This is a genomic window from Bdellovibrio sp. MYbb2, from assembly GCF_056175685.1.
Window position 1 is genome coordinate 1078683 of record NZ_JBJKJI010000001.1, and the last position, 16772, is coordinate 1095454.

General features: G+C 50.9%; 15 protein-coding genes. 4 read left to right on the plus strand and 11 right to left on the minus strand.

The genetic code is table 11. The features are described 5' to 3' along the window. Positions 1-143: 143 nt before the first annotated feature. Genes AC04MQ_RS05360 through AC04MQ_RS05370 form a run of 3 tightly spaced genes read right to left on the minus strand, consistent with a single transcriptional unit; the run spans position 144 to position 2739 of the window. On the minus strand, positions 144-737 hold the full coding sequence (locus AC04MQ_RS05360; RefSeq protein ID WP_475391395.1) for a hypothetical protein: 594 nt from the start codon (positions 735-737) through the stop codon (positions 144-146). Beyond that, positions 734-1759 carry a TolB family protein gene (locus AC04MQ_RS05365; RefSeq protein WP_475391397.1) on the minus strand — a complete coding sequence of 342 codons (1026 nt, stop codon included), beginning with the start codon at positions 1757-1759 and terminating at the stop codon, positions 734-736. The genes AC04MQ_RS05360 and AC04MQ_RS05365 overlap by 4 nt, the downstream gene beginning before the upstream one ends. Then, positions 1756-2739, minus strand: a complete 984-nt coding sequence (locus tag AC04MQ_RS05370; protein WP_475391398.1) for an A/G-specific adenine glycosylase — start codon at positions 2737-2739, stop codon at positions 1756-1758. The genes AC04MQ_RS05365 and AC04MQ_RS05370 overlap by 4 nt, the downstream gene beginning before the upstream one ends. 114 nt (positions 2740-2853) lie before the next feature. Here AC04MQ_RS05370 and speB point away from each other — a divergent pair, with 114 nt between their 5' ends. Then, positions 2854-3789 (plus strand): agmatinase, encoded by a 936-nt coding sequence (speB, locus tag AC04MQ_RS05375; RefSeq protein ID WP_475391399.1) that lies wholly within the window; start codon positions 2854-2856, stop codon positions 3787-3789. Here the strand turns inward: speB and AC04MQ_RS05380 are convergent, their stop codons facing one another. Continuing rightward, the gene (locus AC04MQ_RS05380; RefSeq protein WP_475391401.1) at positions 3790-4287 is read right to left on the minus strand and encodes a hypothetical protein; all 498 of its coding nucleotides are present in this window, start codon (positions 4285-4287) and stop codon (positions 3790-3792) included. Between the two features lie 151 nt (positions 4288-4438). Here AC04MQ_RS05380 and AC04MQ_RS05385 point away from each other — a divergent pair, with 151 nt between their 5' ends. Then, positions 4439-5167: a hypothetical protein gene (locus AC04MQ_RS05385; RefSeq protein ID WP_475391403.1), complete on the plus strand. Its 729-nt coding sequence runs from the start codon at positions 4439-4441 to the stop codon at positions 5165-5167. A 39-nt stretch (positions 5168-5206) separates the two neighbouring features. Here the strand turns inward: AC04MQ_RS05385 and AC04MQ_RS05390 are convergent, their stop codons facing one another. The 6 genes from AC04MQ_RS05390 to AC04MQ_RS05415 all read right to left on the minus strand — a co-directional run bounded on the left by AC04MQ_RS05390 (position 5207) and on the right by AC04MQ_RS05415 (position 12825). Beyond that, positions 5207-6610: a sigma-54-dependent transcriptional regulator gene (locus AC04MQ_RS05390; RefSeq protein ID WP_041578000.1), complete on the minus strand. Its 1404-nt coding sequence runs from the start codon at positions 6608-6610 to the stop codon at positions 5207-5209. A gap of 338 nt (positions 6611-6948) precedes the next feature. Further along, positions 6949-7347, minus strand: coding sequence for a response regulator (locus AC04MQ_RS05395; RefSeq protein WP_015092430.1), 399 nt, complete (start codon positions 7345-7347; stop codon positions 6949-6951). Next, positions 7344-9536, minus strand: coding sequence for an ATP-binding protein (locus AC04MQ_RS05400; protein ID WP_475391406.1), 2193 nt, complete (start codon positions 9534-9536; stop codon positions 7344-7346). Before AC04MQ_RS05400 ends, AC04MQ_RS05395 begins: the two co-directional genes overlap by 4 nt. A 77-nt stretch (positions 9537-9613) precedes the next feature. Further along, the gene (locus tag AC04MQ_RS05405; RefSeq protein WP_015092428.1) at positions 9614-11458 is read right to left on the minus strand and encodes a sensor histidine kinase; all 1845 of its coding nucleotides are present in this window, start codon (positions 11456-11458) and stop codon (positions 9614-9616) included. Continuing rightward, positions 11446-12129: an HAD family hydrolase gene (locus AC04MQ_RS05410; protein WP_475391408.1), complete on the minus strand. Its 684-nt coding sequence runs from the start codon at positions 12127-12129 to the stop codon at positions 11446-11448. Before AC04MQ_RS05410 ends, AC04MQ_RS05405 begins: the two co-directional genes overlap by 13 nt. Then, positions 12130-12825 (minus strand): M14 family murein peptide amidase A, encoded by a 696-nt coding sequence (locus tag AC04MQ_RS05415; RefSeq protein ID WP_475391410.1) that lies wholly within the window; start codon positions 12823-12825, stop codon positions 12130-12132. Between the two features lie 57 nt (positions 12826-12882). Between AC04MQ_RS05415 and glmU the strand changes: the two genes are divergently transcribed. Both glmU and glmS read left to right on the plus strand, forming a co-directional pair. After that, positions 12883-14283, plus strand: coding sequence for a bifunctional UDP-N-acetylglucosamine diphosphorylase/glucosamine-1-phosphate N-acetyltransferase GlmU (gene glmU, locus AC04MQ_RS05420; protein ID WP_475391412.1), 1401 nt, complete (start codon positions 12883-12885; stop codon positions 14281-14283). A gap of 1 nt (position 14284) precedes the next feature. Then, entirely contained in the window at positions 14285-16171 is a 1887-nt protein-coding gene (gene glmS, locus AC04MQ_RS05425) for a glutamine--fructose-6-phosphate transaminase (isomerizing) (protein ID WP_475391414.1), read from the plus strand. Here the strand turns inward: glmS and AC04MQ_RS05430 are convergent. Then, positions 16154-16711: a hypothetical protein gene (locus tag AC04MQ_RS05430; RefSeq protein ID WP_475391415.1), complete on the minus strand. Its 558-nt coding sequence runs from the start codon at positions 16709-16711 to the stop codon at positions 16154-16156. The two genes, glmS and AC04MQ_RS05430, sit on opposite strands and share 18 nt — an antisense overlap. Positions 16712-16772 lie beyond the last annotated feature (61 nt).

The window sequence follows — 16772 nt, forward strand, 5'->3', positions numbered from 1 at the left end:
AGTTAAAGCACAAGTGGGTAATTCACAAGACAAGGGCCTTTAGATTCACCTTTTTCCAAGGCGTCGTCTAAAGTTCAGCCAGTTTAAAATCGCAATGGCGTGGATTTACGCGGAACACGCGCCAGTGAAGGCTTTCAAGGGGGCTATTGTTTTGTTGTCGGAGTGGTGGGAGCAGGGGCCGCGGGAGCCGTTGCCGGTTTCTTTTCCTCTTCGTTCCAAGAGAAGGACTTCATGATCTGATTGCAGCTTTGCAGGGACTTGCTGAAGCTGGTTTTGTCATCCAGGCAGGTCATGATCGCCACGCGGTCCTGGTTTTTCAGGATCACCTGACGGATCTGTTTGTTCTTGGAGCGGGAAAGCATGTCCACCACCAAAGCGGGGCTGCCATTCAATTCGAAATTCTTGGCCGAGATCACTTCAAAGCCATAGTTCGGGTAATCCCGCATCCATTTGCGCGTGTAAAGCTCCAGAGAGGCTGTTTTAGCGACTTTATCAGTGCGAATGCTCAAGACCCCTTTGCCGTTGTCTTTGGCGGCAAAGCGGACGGTATCCAGCAGGCTTTGTTCAGAGGTGGCAACCGGGACCCAGGATGTGCCTTCGGTTTTAAGGGTAAAACCCTTGTGCAGGAAATAAAGACCCTTTTCCGGATTGGTCAATGCCGAAGAGCTCGTCGCCGGATAAGGCGCCGCCAGGGCAGACATCGGTAAAAGGATCAGTAAACCAAGCAGATTTCTCACTTCTTCAGGGTATCTGAAGGGGCGGCTTCCAGGCAAGGGCCTAAATCCGCAGGCAAGGCGACAATGTAAATTTGTTTCTTGTCCTGAAAACTACGAGTAAATGCCAGACGCTCCTGGGATTCATTGGAAACCACTGGGGACGCCAAAGAGTCATTGCCTTTGAATACAACCTGCGTGCACTGCTTTTCCAGATCATAGACTTCCAGCTGCCACTGTTTTTCACCCTTGCGCAGGATGCTGTAAAACAGGCGGGCCGGGGATCTGGGGGCAAACTGCAGATCGCGGTATTCACCCTCCTGGCTTTTTAAAACCACGGGGATTTTTTCTTTCAGCTTAAAGGCCACCAGACTTTGCGTGTTGGCTTTCAGATCCGTTTCCACCCACACCAGTTGCTTGCTGTCAGGGGAAAGGGTTGCAAAACGTTTGTCTTTGTCTTTTTCCGCCGAGATCAGACTGACTGGCAGGTTCTTCAGATCCAGGCGATAGATCCCGGTCAGTCCGCCACGACGGGAGGTGAACAGAATCGAAGGCTTCAGCGCGTGAGTCATGAACAGACTTTGTCCGTCATATCCGGGCTGCTGGGTCAGACGCACAATTTCAGTGCCGTAAAGGTCACTCATGTACAGGTCTGACGGAGGATATTCTTTGTCGAAAGTTTTGTTCAGCAGCGGGCTTTCCTTGATTTCATCCGTGGTGGAGGAATAAAGAATTTCTGCGGAGCTGATATAGATCGCATCAAAGGCATCACCGTCAGAAAACGTCACCCGGCGCTCTTTGTTTTTCGCCAGATCCATTTCGTAGATTTGTGAGCCCTTGTGGGATGATCGGCTGCGGCTGGTGTAAATCAGCTTGTCGTTGTCTTCCGAAAAGCGCGGGTGATCGTTGTCACCCAGGAACGTGATTTGTTTGGAGCCTTTGGCCAGCAGATAATCCGGAGTCAGAACGTCTTTGGTGACACTCAAATGTGAACAACCCGTTGCAAGAAAACAAAGGGCCACGATCGCCGGTTTCATCCACTTCATAGTTCAACCTTGTGCAGTACTTTCTGGAGTAAGGAAGAAGGATTGACCTTCTTCAGTTCTTTCAAATCAACCCACTGCAGGTTTTTGCCCGTCAGTGATTTCTTTTCAGTGATCTGAATAAAGATATCATGATGGGTAATGTTGTGTTTGGCATCATAGGCTTTGGGCTTGTTTTTTTCCATGCTGATTTCCCCAGGGAAAATCATCTGGCCTTTCAGGAAGGGGGCATAATCATTCTGTACCAAAGCCACCTTCTGATTTTTAATGGACACCAATGGTTTCCAGACCCAGACCTCGGATTCTTTGCGCGGCTTTTTTAGCGGCAGTTTTTCCACTAGGTTTTTTTCGCGGGACACGCAGGTCGCCGCCCACGGGCACAGCATGCACATGACCTTCTGAGGAGTGCACACGGTGGCACCCAGCTCCATCAGGCCCTGATTGACGACATCAGCCTGCCCCAGCAGGGAAAGCTCGTCCGAGATTTTTTGCAGCTGATCACGGCCTTTGCCGTTCCACCATTCCAGCTTCAGGCCATAGCGGCGGGACAAAACCCGAATGACATTCCCGTCCAGCACGCCGACTTTTTCACCGAAGGCAATACTGGCCACCGCGCGGGAGGTGTAAGGGCCAAAGCCCGGAAGCTCCAGCAGTTCAGCCGCGGTTTTCGGGAAACCTTCAGACGCCAGAGCTTTGGCTGCCTTGTGCAGATTGCGGGCGCGGGAATAGTAACCAAGCCCCGCCCAGGCCTCCATCACTTCGGCCTCGGGGGCGTTTGCCAGATCCTGTACGGTCGGGAACTTTTGCAGGAACTTTTCGAAGTAAGGAATGACAGCAACAACAGTGGTCTGTTGCAACATGACTTCAGAAAGCCAGATGCGGTACGGGTTTTTGTTTTCCCGCCATGGCAGGGAACGTTTGTTTTTGTTGTACCACTGGGTCAGTTGCTTGTGATCTGTCTTGTAATCGTGTTGGGCCGCCATGCGCGGTAATGTAGTCAACAGCCCAAGGCAGAGTCAAGGGGCGTCATTGCCCAGGGCTCGACACAGGGGTAGAATAGAGCCGTAACCTGGTTTTTTTGTCAGTGAGGAGCACCTATGGAATACAAACCGTTAAGCGGGCGCGAGTTCCCGCGTTTTTCTGCAATTAAAACTTTCTTCAGATTGCCGTATGTTTCTATCGAAGCCGACTACGAAGTCGGAATCTTTGGTATCCCGTATGACGGGGGGGTGTCTTATCGTCCGGGCGGCCGCTTTGCTCCGGCGAAGGTGCGTGATGTTTCCAGCCTGGGTCGTGGCTTCCATATGACCCGCATGGAAAACTTCTTTGAAAACCTGAAGGTGGCGGACATTGGTGACTGCCCCACAGTGCCGATTGATCAAAAACAGACCTACGAAAAAATTGAAAAGTTTGTCGGTGAGGTTCTAAGTCACAACAAACGCTTCCTGGCCGTGGGCGGGGATCATTCCACGACTTTGCCGGTGCTGCGTGCTTTAAGAAAAAAATACGGCAAGCCTTTGGCGTTCATTCACTTTGATGCGCACTTGGATACTTATCCGGCGGCCTGGGGACAGGAATACCATCACGGGGCCTTTGCCCGTCACGCGGTGGAAGAAGGCCTGGTGGATCCAAAGAAAATGGTACAGATTGGTATTCGCGGCCCGCTGGCTGGCGGTGATGATCTGACCTTCGTGAACAAACACGGCATTCGTGTGATCACCGTGGATGAGATCCGCAATCAACCGATCAATGATTTCTTAAGAACACTGCCGACGTTTGATGAAACGCCGACTTATATCAGCTATGACATCGACAATCTGGATCCAAGCTGCGCACCGGGTACCGGCACGCCCGTTCCGGGGGGCCTGACAACTTACGAAGTTCAGCGCATCTTCCGTGCGTTGAAGATTCCGAATTTGGTGGGTGGCGACGTGGTGGAGATTTCTCCGCCGTTTGATCACGCTGACATCACCGCTTTGGCGGGCATGGACGCTCTGTTCGAGATGCTGCATCTGTTCCCGATCAAGAAATAACTAATTTCTTTCGCCGTGAGATATCACCAGAATCTGAAAATTGGTGGTGTTCACGGCGATAAAGCTGACCGCATTGACACTCGGAAACCAATACGTGTCCGGGTCCACCCAGAAATTCTTCAAGCCTTCTTTAAGCTGTAATAATTCCCAATGATTCTTTGTTTTGGTTTGCTGCATGATCTGAATGTGATCAGGATCGTCGTAGCGCCGGATCTGGCTTTCCATGGAAGAAAGCAGGGTCTGCACCATCAAAGACCACGAGGCTGTGCGCAGCCGCCAGTCATTGAGGTCTGTCAATTCATCCAGATCCCGTTGAATTTCGGACGCACTGCTTTGATAAAATTCAAATCGCATGCAGGCAAAGTCAGGAAATGATTCCTCCACCCGATCACATTCCGTACGCAAAACTTTCAAGCTGGCACTGGGTTCAAGTTCGTTCAGGGCAAAGGCGGCATTTGAAAAAATCAAAAGTAAGATGAGTACACTCGCAAATTTCATGAGAATCCTCCTGATGCCAATCTTTCTGCAAGGAAGTCACCACTTCGGGGGATCTTGGAAAGGGCACTGGGCTTGGTTGACGTCCGGGGAATGGATTAATTTTACTTTTCGCAATTTGAAAGTTGGCAACGGAATCTGTTAGTATAGGAACATGAAACTTTTGGTCTTGATGATTCTTCTTGTGGGTTCAATTTCTGCTGCCGCTCAGACAGCAGAGCTGAAGCCCATAGTGATGGGTCTGCCGTTTCAGGTAAAACGCGTGAAGGCCATCTTGCAGTATCAGGATTTCGTAAATACCACTCTGGTTGATGCCGGATACAAGGTCACGGTTCATACCTCCAAGGGGCGGCTGACCAGTCAGATGCTGGTGGGCGGAGAGCTGGATGCCGTCACCTATGATGATAAAACCTGGACAGAAGGTCGGGACAAAACTGTATCGGTTTCTTTTCCAATCATTCGCACGCGTGCGCGGATTTTCTATCTGGCCGATAATCAGAAATTCAACGAAGCCAAGCTGAAAAAATTCAAAGGCGGATTTTCCACCAATAACATCGCCCTGAATAAAGAGGCCGAACGACGAAAGCTAAAATACATCAACACGGTCAGCCCTTTGCAAAGCGTGGTGGATCTTCTGGCCGGAAAGATTGATTATTTTGTCGCGATTCAGGAGGTGGGTTTGAGTGTGATCGAATCCCATCCCGAGGCCAAGGGTAAAGTCGTCATGGGAAAACTGGTGTTTTTGGAAGTGCCACTGTACATGACCTTTGCAAAGAGATTTGATCCTGACATGCCGAAAATCGAGGCGGCTTTTAAGAAGGCACTGACCGGAGATCTTTCCAAGTATCCGCTGATCATGGAAAATCTGAACAAAGAACCCTGAACGAAAAAACCCGCTGCTTTGAACAGCGGGTTTTTGTTTTTAAGTCGGGGTGATTTCGTTTGGCGGGGTCAGACCTTTCTTTTTGATCTTTTCCACCAGTGTTGTGCGGTTCAGTCTTAGCAAAGCGGCGGCCTGATTGCGATTCCATCCGGTTTTTTCCAGAGCCTTCAGAATCAGGGCGTTTTCGTAAGCATCCACTGCCGAGTTAAAGTCCATGCCCACATCCGGGATTTCCAGACCGCCAATTTCAGTCGACGCCGTCTTGCCGGATTTGTATTTCAAAGGCAAATCGGAAATATCCACCTGACCCTGGCCTTTAAGGATCGTCATGCGCTCGACCAGATTTTCAAGTTCGCGGATATTTCCTGGCCAAGGGTAATTCACCAGACAGTCCAAAGCATCAGAAGTGATGCCGGTCAGCCCGCGGCCTTTGGTTTTATTGAAGATATCCATAAAGTGATTTAACAGCATCGGGATGTCGCTCTTGCGTTCGCGCAAGGCCGGAACGGTGATTGGAATCACATTCAGGCGATAGAACAGATCCTCACGGAACTTGCCGTTTTCCACAGCTTCTTCCAGATTCAGGTTGGTGGCGGCAATCACACGAACATTCACGCTGACAGTTTTTGTGGATCCTACCGGCTCAAAACTTCTTTCCTGCAAAGCACGCAGAAGTTTCACCTGCAGGGACGGTTCCAGGTCACCGATTTCATCCAGGAAGATCGTGCCTCCGTCGGCCATTTCAAAACGGCCCACACGGTTGGCAATTGCGCCGGTGAAGGCACCTTTCATATGACCGAACAGTTCGCTTTCCAGAAGTTCAGAAGGGATCGCACCACAGTTGATCGGTACAAACGGCCCCTGCGCGCGCGAGGAATTATAATGAATCGCGCGGGCAATCAGTTCTTTACCGGTTCCGGATTCACCAGTTACCAAAACTGTCGAATCAGAATCAGCTACGCGTTCAATCATGCGCAGAACATTCTGAATCTGGTCGCTGGTTCCGATGATCTGGTCGAATTTGTATTTCTTGTTCAGTTCAGAGCGCAGTTGCTGATTTTCCTGCTGCAGTTTTTTGTGCGTCAGGGCTTTTTCAATCAGACTCATCAGCTCTTCAAGATTGAAGGGTTTGGTCACAAAGTGGAAGGCCCCTTTTTGAGTCGCGCGGATTGCGGATTCAATAGTGGCATGACCGGTCAGGATGATCACTTCAGTTGCCGGAGTCAGCGACTTTAAATAAGTCATGAACTCGATGCCGTCGCCGTCCGGAAGATTCAAATCGACAATGGCCAGATCCACCGGGCTGTCACCCTGGCAAAGAACTTTGGCTTCTTCGATTTTGTTGGCAGTGATGACATTCAGGCCTTTGCGATCCAGCACGCGGAAGAGGGCTGTGCGGAGTGAGGACTCGTCATCTAATATCAGGACACGTTGGCTACGCATGAACCTTCCTTCCATGGTGGGTTCTTGGCGGAAGAAACCGCCTAAATTCAGGATAAGGGGATTTTGACGGGACTGTCAAAAAATCCGCGCCTGGCAAGGCTTTCAGGACCATAAAACTGGACGGGGGTGGGAAAAAAATGCCAGATTTCGCTAGCCCAGAGGCGAGGAAAATTCGAGCTTTATCTCGCGAAACAAGCCCTGCCAAAACTCACGGAATTTGCTAACAGCTAGGGAAGACTTGGGTATTCTTGTTTTATCTGAAATGGATTGATTAAAAGGCAGGCAGATGTGACAGGGATTCGCAAAGATCCCCTGTCTGTGATATTGCACAAAGCAACTTAGAAGCCCAGGCCTTCGATTTTTTTGCGAAGCAGGTCCAAAGTGACGGGTTTAATGATGTAATCATCCACGCCGTCCTTTAAAGCGGACTTCACCGAGTTTTCATCGGACACGTTGGTGGTCATGATGACTTTGGCGGATTTGAATTTGCGTGAACGTTTCAGCTCCTGCAAAACCGCAGCCCCGTCACGCTTGGGCATGCGCCAGTCCAAAAAGATCAATTGCACCGGATGAAGTGTGTCGAAAGCATTTTCAATTTTTCCCAAAGCGATGGATCCGTCTTCGGCTTCAAGAATATTCTTAAAGCCCAGGGTGTCCAGCGCCGCCACCATGATCATGCGGTCGGTGCTGTTGTCGTCAATCACCAGGGTCGGACAGCTGATACGTTGCAGACTCATGAAGTAATTCCTTGTTGTGGTACTGCCAGCATTTCTGAACGCCACAGATGGGTGCAGGCCATTTTGTATTCAGAACGAAGCTGTAAAATCAGGTAACGAAGCTCTTCCTTCGTGTCCGCGCGAGCCTGTTTTTCGATTTCGCTGCACAGCTGACCCATGGCACGCAGGCCGGCGTTCACGCAGCTTGATTTCAGATAGTGCGCGCGATCAGCAAGGTCTTTCAGATCCCCGCGTTTTTCAGCTTCAATCATCGCCAGCACATAAGTCGGAGCATCTTTGCCCCAAGCCTGCAGAATCTGTTTCATCAGCTCTGGCGCCATGTCCGGGCTGATTTGGCGCAGATTTTCCATGGCTTTGGGATCAACCACCTGAGTTGCAGCGTATTTCAGGCGACGTGACCATAAACCCAATTTTTCATCAAGTTCAGCCAGGGTCAGAGGTTTCGACAGATAGTCACACATGCCGGCAGCCAGACAAGCTTCCTTGTCGCCGCGAATGGCGTTGGCCGTGACGGCAATAACGGCAGGCCCCTGACACCATTGTGGGAAACGTTCCGTGATCTTTTGCGCAGCCTCATAGCCATCCATCACCGGCATGTGGCAGTCCATCAGAATGATGTCATAGGTGGTGGCAATGGTTTTTTCCAAAGCCTCTTTCCCGTTGTTGACGATATCAAACTTGTGGCCCAGGCGGTTTAGCATGACTTTGACAACTTCCTGATTGGTCATGTTGTCTTCGGCCACCAGAATCTTCAGCGGGGCTTCAGATGATGCATAATTTTGAGATTCGCTTGGACGCTGGTTTTCCGGCATCACGTTGATCGCTTCCAGAGGCAAAGTCACCCAGAAGGTGGAACCTTCGCCAGGACGGCTTTCCACTTCGATTTTTCCGTTCATCAGCTCAACCAGTTGTTTGGTGATGGACAGCCCCAGACCCGTGCCGCCGAATTTGCGGGTGGTGGATTTGTCGGCCTGTTCAAACGGAGAGAAGATTTTTGCCAAAGTGGCTTCGTCCATACCCAAGCCCTGATCCTTCACCTGAATCTGCAGCATGGTGCGGGACTGATCACTGCGGAAGGAATTCAGAGCCAGGCTGACGGTGCCTTCAGAACTGAACTTGATGGCATTCCCCAGCAGATTAATCAGAATCTGGCGCAGACGCAGAACATCGCCCGAGAACGCGGCCGGTGTTTGTTCGCTGACGGAGGCATGCAGTTCAAGTCCTTTGGATTTTGCGGAATAGTCGACAGTATTGATAACTTCCTGAATCAGTTTGCGCGGTTCAAAGTAGCTTTCTTCCAGTTCCAGCTTGCCGGACTCAATCTTGGACAGATCCAGAATACCGTTGATCAGCGACAGCAGATTCAGGGCGGATTCACGGATGATCTGGATTTTCTTTTTGATGCCGGATTCCGGGTTCTGATCCAGAAGCACTTCGGTCATGCCCAGAATACCGTTCATCGGTGTGCGGATTTCATGGGACATGTTGGCCAGGAAGCTGGATTTCATCTGGGACGCCTGCAAGGCTTCGTTGCGGGCGTGGACCAGCTGTTTTTCCAGTTTGCGACGCTGGCGCCCTTCATATTCAGTCATGAAGAAGGCGACAATGATCAGCACAAAGGCCATGCCGGTTCCCAACGCCTGCCACAGCTGGTTTCGCTGAGCCGTGATTTCGGATTCCTTTTTCAGGGCCAGCACGCGGGCGCGTTCATTGGTGATGACCGTGTTAACGGCCTCACGCAGTCGATCCATGACATCCTTGCCTTCGCCGGATTTAACCAAAGCGATCGCCGCACTCAGCTTGCCGACGCGAACCTTGTTGATCACTTCTTCAGAGATCTCAATTTTTTTGCGAACCAGTTCGGACAGGGCCTGGTATTCCGGGCGTACTTTTAAGGTTTGCGGTGCGCTTTTTTCAAGGGTTTCAAATTCCTTTTCGATCGCATCGTTGGCATCCATGTAAGGCTTCAGGAACTGTTCGTTTTGGGTCAGTACGTAACCACGCTGACCGGTCTCCAGATCCAGTGTGGATTTTTCAACGGCCTGAACCAGTGAAATCAGAGCTTCGGTTTTTTCATACAGCGCGATGGTTTCGCGATATTCCTTCAAAGCCAGGAACTTCAGGATAAAAACTGTAAGGGTGGCCACAACACCAGCCGAGAACAGCAACAGTGTCAGGGTGCGATTCATTTTAAATTTCAAGGCGGTCCTCGTTTCCGAGTCTATAGGATAAGAGAAAGACTCTGCTCCAACAAGTGTCCTAAGACCTAGGGCGTGTGTGTTGGATTGAAGGAAATCCTAACACTGTTTCCGGTGGTTTTGTCAGGCAGAATTTCGAGTTTAGCCTCGTGATCGCGCAGGATTTGTGACGCGACGGAAAGTCCCAAACCCAACGGCATGGACGTGCTTTTTTCAGGTGTTCCATTATCGTGAATCAGGATTTCGGGGCCGCTTTCGGTCGTCAGGATTTCAATGTCCATCAGGGCTTTAAAGTCCTTGTTGTGACGGATGCGGTCGGTGACCCGGTCAATGGAGATCTGCAGGATGTTCTTCAGGGCCTGGGCCAGCATGTTCAAATGCCCACGAATGACGATATCATCCGCCGGGAAGTGCAGTTTGACCTCAATGCCCTGGGATTTGGTCTGTAGCTCGACGATTTTTAAGGCGCGCAGGCAGACTTCTTTCAGGCTGAGCACCCCTTCGCGGTCGGCGTTGGGATCACGGGTGAAGCCCAGCAGGTTTTGCACGATTTCTTTGCAGCGTTGAACGCCAGCTTCCATTTCCACGACATCCGGATAAAGCGGATGCTTTGGGTCCATGTCCATTTTAATCAGCTGAGTAAAGGACAGGATCCCGCCCAGTGGATTATTCAGTTCATGGGCGATGCTGGATCCGATTGTACCCAGTTCGGCCATTTTGGCAGATTCCAGAATCTGACGTTCCATTTTCAGCTGCTGGGTGACGTCGTGATAAAGATTCACGAACACCGGCGGCTTTTCAGAATCCAGCACCAGGCTTTGAGAATAAACCTCAAAGGTGCGCGCGGCACTGCGCGACTGCACACGGAAGTTTGAACCCCGCTGGCAACCCGGGCAGGGCTCTTCGCGGTTGTACAAAACCTTGTAGCACTTGCGCGAGGTTTCCTCTTTGTTTTCCAGTCGTTCATTCAGGGCTTTGTTGGACTGAATGATGTCGTAATTCGTATCGATCAGAACAACCGGGTCGGACATTGAATTGAATGTCGCTTCCCACTGTTCTTTCATGGATTCGGATTCTTTCAGTTTTTGAATACGATCCAGGGCCAGGGCGACAGCTTCTGCCACGCGGGTCAAAAAGTCGCTTTCATCCTTGGAAAATGGATGGTCCGGAGCACGCAAAAAGAAAATCGAGCCGACTTTTTCATGATGACGGAACAAAGGCACCTGGAACTGGGTGAAGCTTAGCTGGCTTTGCACCTGTTTGGAGAAAAGTTCGTCCTGTGGGTGGAAGAACAGACGAATCCACGAAGTCTGAACCGTTGCCGCCAGGGAATCATTCAGCAGCTGCTCGATTTCAACAACCGAACTGGCTTCATGCACGGCCATCAGCGCACGTTTGAAACCTTCAATGCGCGAATTGGTCAGGAAAAGTTTGCGGCGGGCTTCGGTCAGGAACTTGGTTCTTTTCTGAACCCGTTCTTCCAGTTCGATTTGCAGGCGCTTTAGCTGGGCCGTCTGTTCGCGAATCAACAAGGCAAGGTTTTCATCCTGCTTGCGCTGATTGGCCTCTTCCAGGGCGGAAAACAAATGGGTTTCCAGATCCGGATCCTGAAAGCTTTCCATCACACGCAGGAAAGTGAATTCCTCATGCAAAAGCGCCAGTTGGTTTGCGGAAAAATCCGCCGGGACCACGGCGATAAACTGTGTGGCCGGGTGGGCACGTTTGACCTCTTCATAAAACTCGGGAAATTTTTTACCCAGAATCAGAGTGATGGACAACGCCACCACATCATAGGTGGAATCCTGAATCCAGTGCCAGGCCTGATTTAAGTCCGTGGCGATGTGGGCGCCCAGCTCTTGCAGGCGCGCATCCCAGGGACCAATAAGCAGGAAACCGGCTTTCAAAGTCCGCATGTCGGGATCAGATCCTTGTGGTGAGTGATTGTGAAATCAGGATGATCTTCCGGGTACACTGGTTTTTCGCCGGTGTGTTCACCATAGGCGAAATAGCAGGTGTCAGCTCCGACGCGTTTGCCGTCGCGAATCTCGCTGGACAGACGGTTGCCGATGCTGAGCAAGTGTTTTGGGTCGTGGCCTTGCGTGCGCAGAATTTCACGGAAGGCGCTGTCTTTCTTTTCGCCGATAAAGCCGTTCAGAATGTAAATGCCGTCAAAGAAGCCGGCGATGTTCAGGGCTTTGATCTTTTTTTCCTGGGACGGGCGTGAGCCCATCGTCACCAAAAACAATTTATAGCGTTCGCGCAAAGTTTCCAGATTCAGCAAAGAGCCTTCCAGCAGGGGCAGGGTTTCCGGCACCTGAGGATTATAAAACTCTTCCAGTGCATCGTGGATGGCCTTGCCTTTTTGGTTGGTGCCGAAGCGATTGGCAATCTGAGTAAAGATTTCGGTGTGGGAAAGTTCTTTGGCCAGCTCTTCACGGGCGCTCATGCATTCATCCAAAGTGCAGCGCAGGCCGGCTGCCAACATAGCCTCGCAGGCCCGCTGGGAAGCGCGAGGCACCAGCAAACCTGACGTATCTAGCAGAGTGTCATCCAAATCGAAGGCGATGCTTTTGTACTTTGTCATTTATGCATTCCGTCCCGTGATCAGAATTTCCAAGCCTGGTTTGAAATGAGGCCAGACCAGATTCAAATCAATGTGCTCTTGCTCTTCAATGCAAATCACAGGAATTTGATGTTCAATCCATCCATACTGTCCAAGGCTGCCCGGTGTCGGGTAGCCAATGTCCTCGCGGGCTTCATAGCCGGTGCCGGTGGCCAGAATCTCGGCCGCCTGTTTGCCCGGAGCTCCCGTATAGACAACGCAAGGCTCCCACGAATGAAAGTGTACTATAAGCTGTGGCTTTTCGTCCTCAATGAGTTTTACCAGAGCCTGAACTTCCCTCTCACTCCCGGGCGAAGGGCCAGGATAGTATCGGGGAGCTTTACTTTCGGGGCTCCAGTCGCGGCACGGGAAGTTACGATTCAGGTCCACGCCATTGCCGTTGGTGCGCTGATTCTTACCGTAGCCGTCGGGATTGATGCAGGGAATGAGGATCCACGGACGCAGGCGGGCCGAGTTGGCGGCTTCCTCCTGCTTCAGCCAGTGCAAAAATTCTTCTGCCAGACGGACCCCCTCGGGTTCGTCACCATGCACACCGCCGATAAACAGGATCGGGCGTTCAGAAAAGTCACTGAGGCTGTGTGATTTTTTATACAGCTCAATGGAAGTTCCCTCAGAGGTGGTGGCCCAAGAAGTTTGGTGAAAAATTTTTGCTTGCATGAGACAATTAAGCCTGTTTTTTTCAGATAAGAAAAGCTTTTAAAAGGAAGTTTCGAAATGTCAGCAAATGCATCTGAGAAGTTGACGGTTATCGCTCTTGCGGCAGGCAAGGGAACTCGCATGAAGTCCCCCCTTCCGAAAGTCCTTCATCCTGTAGCGGGCCGTCCGATGATTGAAAAAGTGATTCAAGCCTCCAAACAGGCCGGCGCCGCCGAAGTGCGTGTGATTGTCGGTCATGGTCAGAATCTGGTTCGTCAGGTTGTCGAACCGATGGGTGTTGCCTGTTACGTGCAGGATGAACAGCTGGGCACGGCCCATGCGGTTCGTTGCGCGAAACCGGAAACCATTGAAGGTGTTGTGGTTATCATGAACGGGGATCACCCGCTGATTGAAGCTTCTGACATCAAGGATTTTGTGCGCATCTTCCGCGACGAAAAATGTGATCTGGCGGTGGTGACTGCGGTTCTTAAAAACCCAGGCGAGTTCGGCCGTATCGTGCGCCACAAGGGCGACCTGGCGGCGATCGTGGAATCAAAGGATGCTTCGGCTGAAGCTTTGAAAATCCGCGAAATCAACACCGGCATCTATATCGTGAAGGCGTCTGTGCTTTCTGAATACCTGCCAAAGATTTCCAACAACAACTCGAAAAAAGAATTCTATATCACGGATCTGGTTTCCCTGTGCATCCAGGACAAGTGCCGTGTGCAGGCGATTCAATCCACGCCGAAAGTGGCGGTGGGTGTGAACAACCAGCTGGAACTGGCGCGTGCAACCCGCTTGCTGTTCAAACGCAAGGCTTTGCGCCTGATGGAAGACGGTGTGCTGATGATTGATCCGCGCACGGTGTATGTGGAAGACAGTGTTGAGATCGGTGCCGGCACCGTGATCTATCCGAATGTTTTCATCCGTGGCCGCACCAAAATCGGTTCATTCACGGTGATTGAATCCAATGCGTTTATTTCGGACAGCGAAATCGGCGACAGTGTGCAGATCCGTGGTGGCAGCTATCTGGAAAGCTCCAAGCTGCATAACAAGGTTTCCGCAGGCCCTTACGCGCGTCTGCGTCCAGAGACTGAAATCTTCGAGGAAGCCCATGTCGGTAACTTTGTTGAGATGAAAAAGGTCAAGTTCGGCAAAAAATCCAAAGCCGGCCACCTGACTTATCTGGGTGATGCTGAAATCGGCGAGGAAGTAAACGTGGGTTGCGGAACTATCACTTGCAACTACGCTGCTGATAAGAAGAAATATAAAACCAAAATCGGAAACCGTGTCTTTGTGGGCAGTGACACTCAGTTTGTTGCACCTATCGAAGTCGGTGATGATGCCATCATCGGTTCCGGTTCCACGATCACCAAAAACGTGCCGGCGAAAGCTTTGGCCGTGGCCCGTGGAAAACAATTTGTAAAAGAAAACTACGCCGCGAAAACTGCGGAAACTGAAGAAAAAGAGCAGGTGTAAGATGTGTGGAATTGTCGGTTACTTGGGTCCACAGAATCCTAAAGATATTATTGTGAGTGGTCTTAAAAAACTCGAATACCGCGGTTACGACAGTGCCGGGGTGGCCATTCTGGATCATGGTAAAACCAAACGCGTGCGCGCTCAGGGCAAGTTGAAAGCTTTGGAAGACAAGCTTGTGTCTGAAAGCTTCGACGGTCACATTGGTATCGGTCACACCCGCTGGGCGACTCACGGCAAGCCGTCAGAGCGCAATGCCCATCCGCACCAGGTGCGCGGGATCAGCCTGGTTCACAACGGTATTATCGAAAACTATCTTGATATCCGTGAGGAGCTGAAAGCTCAGGGTGCTGACATCACATCGGACACTGATTCTGAGCTGGTGGCCCACTTGATCGCCAATGAAGTGGAAGTGACCAAAGATCTGTTCAAAGCCGTTCAGAACGTGCTTGAAAAGATCCGTGGTGCTTTCTCTATTCTGGTGATGTGGGAACAGGAACCGGACCGTTTGGTGGCGTTTAAAGACGGCCCGCCTTTGGTTGTCGGCCTGGGCAGCAAAGAAGTCTTCGTGGCCAGCGACGTTCAGGCCCTGATCCAGTACACCAAGAACTTCGTTTATCTTGAAGACCGTGAAGTGGCCTCTATTAAGGGTGCTGATGTTCAGTTCTTCTCTGCCAATGGTTTCCCGATCCAGAAAAAAGTTGTCGAACTGAACTGGAATCCGGAAATGGTTGAAAAGCAGGGTTATGCCCACTTCATGCTGAAAGAAATCTACGAACAGCCGCGCGCGGTGGCTGCCGCAATTGAACCACACGTGAATCCAGAGACCTTCTCGGTCGCTTTGAAAAACGTCGGCTTCGGCGGTCAATCCGTGCAAAAGTTGGAAGAACTTGATGCCAAAGCTGACTGGGCAAAAACCCAGGAAGTTCTTAAAGGCATCGAGCGTGTGTTCATCATCGCATGTGGTACCAGTAACTATGCCGGTAACGTGGGTAAATATCTGATCGAACAACTGGCAAAAGTTCCTGTGGAATGCGATATCGCCAGCGAATTCCGTTACCGCAATCCCGTGATCCCGGCGAAGAGTCTGGTGATCACGATTTCTCAAAGTGGTGAGACCGCTGATACTTTGGCAGCCATCCGCATGGCCAAAGAAATGGGCGCGACCACTTTGAGCATCTGTAACGTGAAAAGTTCCACGATCGACCGTGAAGCTCATGGACACTTGTACATGAACTCGGGTCCGGAAATCGGTGTGGCTTCCACGAAAGCCTTCACCAGCACCATGGCAGTTTTGAACACTTTGGCGATCGCGATTGCGCGCACTCGCGGTGTGATGAACGAAGCTGAAGAAAAAGAGCTGGTTAAATCCCTTCTGGCAGTTCCAAGTCAGATGGAAGGTGTTTTGTCCTACGATAAATACTTTGAAGAGGCAGCCTCCAGTCTGAAGCTTTTCCGCGGATTCCTGTACATGGGCCGTGGCACGAGCTTCCCGATTGCGATGGAAGGGGCTTTGAAACTGAAAGAACTGGCTTACATGCACGCGGAAGGTTATGCCGCCGGCGAAATGAAGCACGGTCCTTTGGCGTTGATTGATGAACGTATGGCGATTGTGATGGTGGCTCCGACGGATCACCTTTATGAAAAAACCATCAGCAATCTGGAAGAAGCCCGTGCCCGCGGTGGCAAGGTGATTTCAATCGGTACCGGTGACAACGAAAAACTGCGCGAGATCAGCGAACACTATCTGGCGATTCCAAAAGCGCACTGGACAGTGAATGTGATTCTGGCGGTGATTCCTTTGCAGTTGATGTCCTATCACCTGGCAAGCAATCTGGGTTATGACGTGGATCAGCCACGCAACCTGGCCAAATCAGTGACGGTGGAATAGATCTTTAAACCCCGGGTGTCCCCCGGGGTTTTTTATTTCGGGTGATGTCTTCTTTTCGCCTTCCAGATAGAAATACAGCGCCATCAAAATCAGAATGAATCCCGCAGTGATAATCAGTAAATGGATGAACATAAACTGAGTCCATTCCGCACGCAAGGATAGCCATTGCGCCGGAATGGCGCCCGAGCGCCCGGCTTCACGCAAAATGACGTTGATTTTGTAGTGGCCTTTGTAGGACAGGATGATTTCGTCCAGTACGCAGAACAAAGATGAAGCGACACAGATAAATTCAAAAGAACGCCATTTCCTGCGGCGAAGAATCAGCCAGCAAGTTGCTGAACCAATCATCATCAGATAAATCAGTCGCACCTTGGGTTCAAACAGGGGTTCGGACACTCGATAAAATTCCAGATATTGTTGCAGGGGCATGCGTGCCAGAACCTGACTGGCAAAGATTGCAAAGAACAGCACAAAGCCGGTGAACAGACCGATGCTCAGTACGCAGATATAGATGCAAATTCGCAGCGGGAGTTGTGCCATTATGTCTAATTGTCAGCACAGAAGCAGGCTATAGCAAATTTTAGATCGGTAACATTCCAAA

What these genes read in the sequence shown, in the direction of transcription:
- AC04MQ_RS05365 (WP_475391397.1), bottom strand. Translation starts at nt 1,759, where the DNA reads ATGAAGTGGATGAAACCGGCGATCGTGGCCCTTTGTTTTCTTGCAACG.
- AC04MQ_RS05370 (WP_475391398.1), bottom strand. Translation starts at nt 2,739, where the DNA reads ATGGCGGCCCAACACGATTACAAGACAGATCACAAGCAACTGACCCAG.
- speB (WP_475391399.1), top strand. Translation starts at nt 2,854, where the DNA reads ATGGAATACAAACCGTTAAGCGGGCGCGAGTTCCCGCGTTTTTCTGCA.
- AC04MQ_RS05380 (WP_475391401.1), bottom strand. Translation starts at nt 4,287, where the DNA reads ATGAAATTTGCGAGTGTACTCATCTTACTTTTGATTTTTTCAAATGCC.
- AC04MQ_RS05385 (WP_475391403.1), top strand. Translation starts at nt 4,439, where the DNA reads ATGAAACTTTTGGTCTTGATGATTCTTCTTGTGGGTTCAATTTCTGCT.
- AC04MQ_RS05390 (WP_041578000.1), bottom strand. Translation starts at nt 6,610, where the DNA reads ATGCGTAGCCAACGTGTCCTGATATTAGATGACGAGTCCTCACTCCGC.
- AC04MQ_RS05395 (WP_015092430.1), bottom strand. Translation starts at nt 7,347, where the DNA reads ATGAGTCTGCAACGTATCAGCTGTCCGACCCTGGTGATTGACGACAAC.
- AC04MQ_RS05400 (WP_475391406.1), bottom strand. Translation starts at nt 9,536, where the DNA reads ATGAATCGCACCCTGACACTGTTGCTGTTCTCGGCTGGTGTTGTGGCC.
- AC04MQ_RS05405 (WP_015092428.1), bottom strand. Translation starts at nt 11,458, where the DNA reads ATGCGGACTTTGAAAGCCGGTTTCCTGCTTATTGGTCCCTGGGATGCG.
- AC04MQ_RS05410 (WP_475391408.1), bottom strand. Translation starts at nt 12,129, where the DNA reads ATGACAAAGTACAAAAGCATCGCCTTCGATTTGGATGACACTCTGCTA.
- AC04MQ_RS05415 (WP_475391410.1), bottom strand. Translation starts at nt 12,825, where the DNA reads ATGCAAGCAAAAATTTTTCACCAAACTTCTTGGGCCACCACCTCTGAG.
- glmU (WP_475391412.1), top strand. Translation starts at nt 12,883, where the DNA reads ATGTCAGCAAATGCATCTGAGAAGTTGACGGTTATCGCTCTTGCGGCA.
- glmS (WP_475391414.1), top strand. Translation starts at nt 14,285, where the DNA reads ATGTGTGGAATTGTCGGTTACTTGGGTCCACAGAATCCTAAAGATATT.
- AC04MQ_RS05430 (WP_475391415.1), bottom strand. Translation starts at nt 16,711, where the DNA reads ATGGCACAACTCCCGCTGCGAATTTGCATCTATATCTGCGTACTGAGC.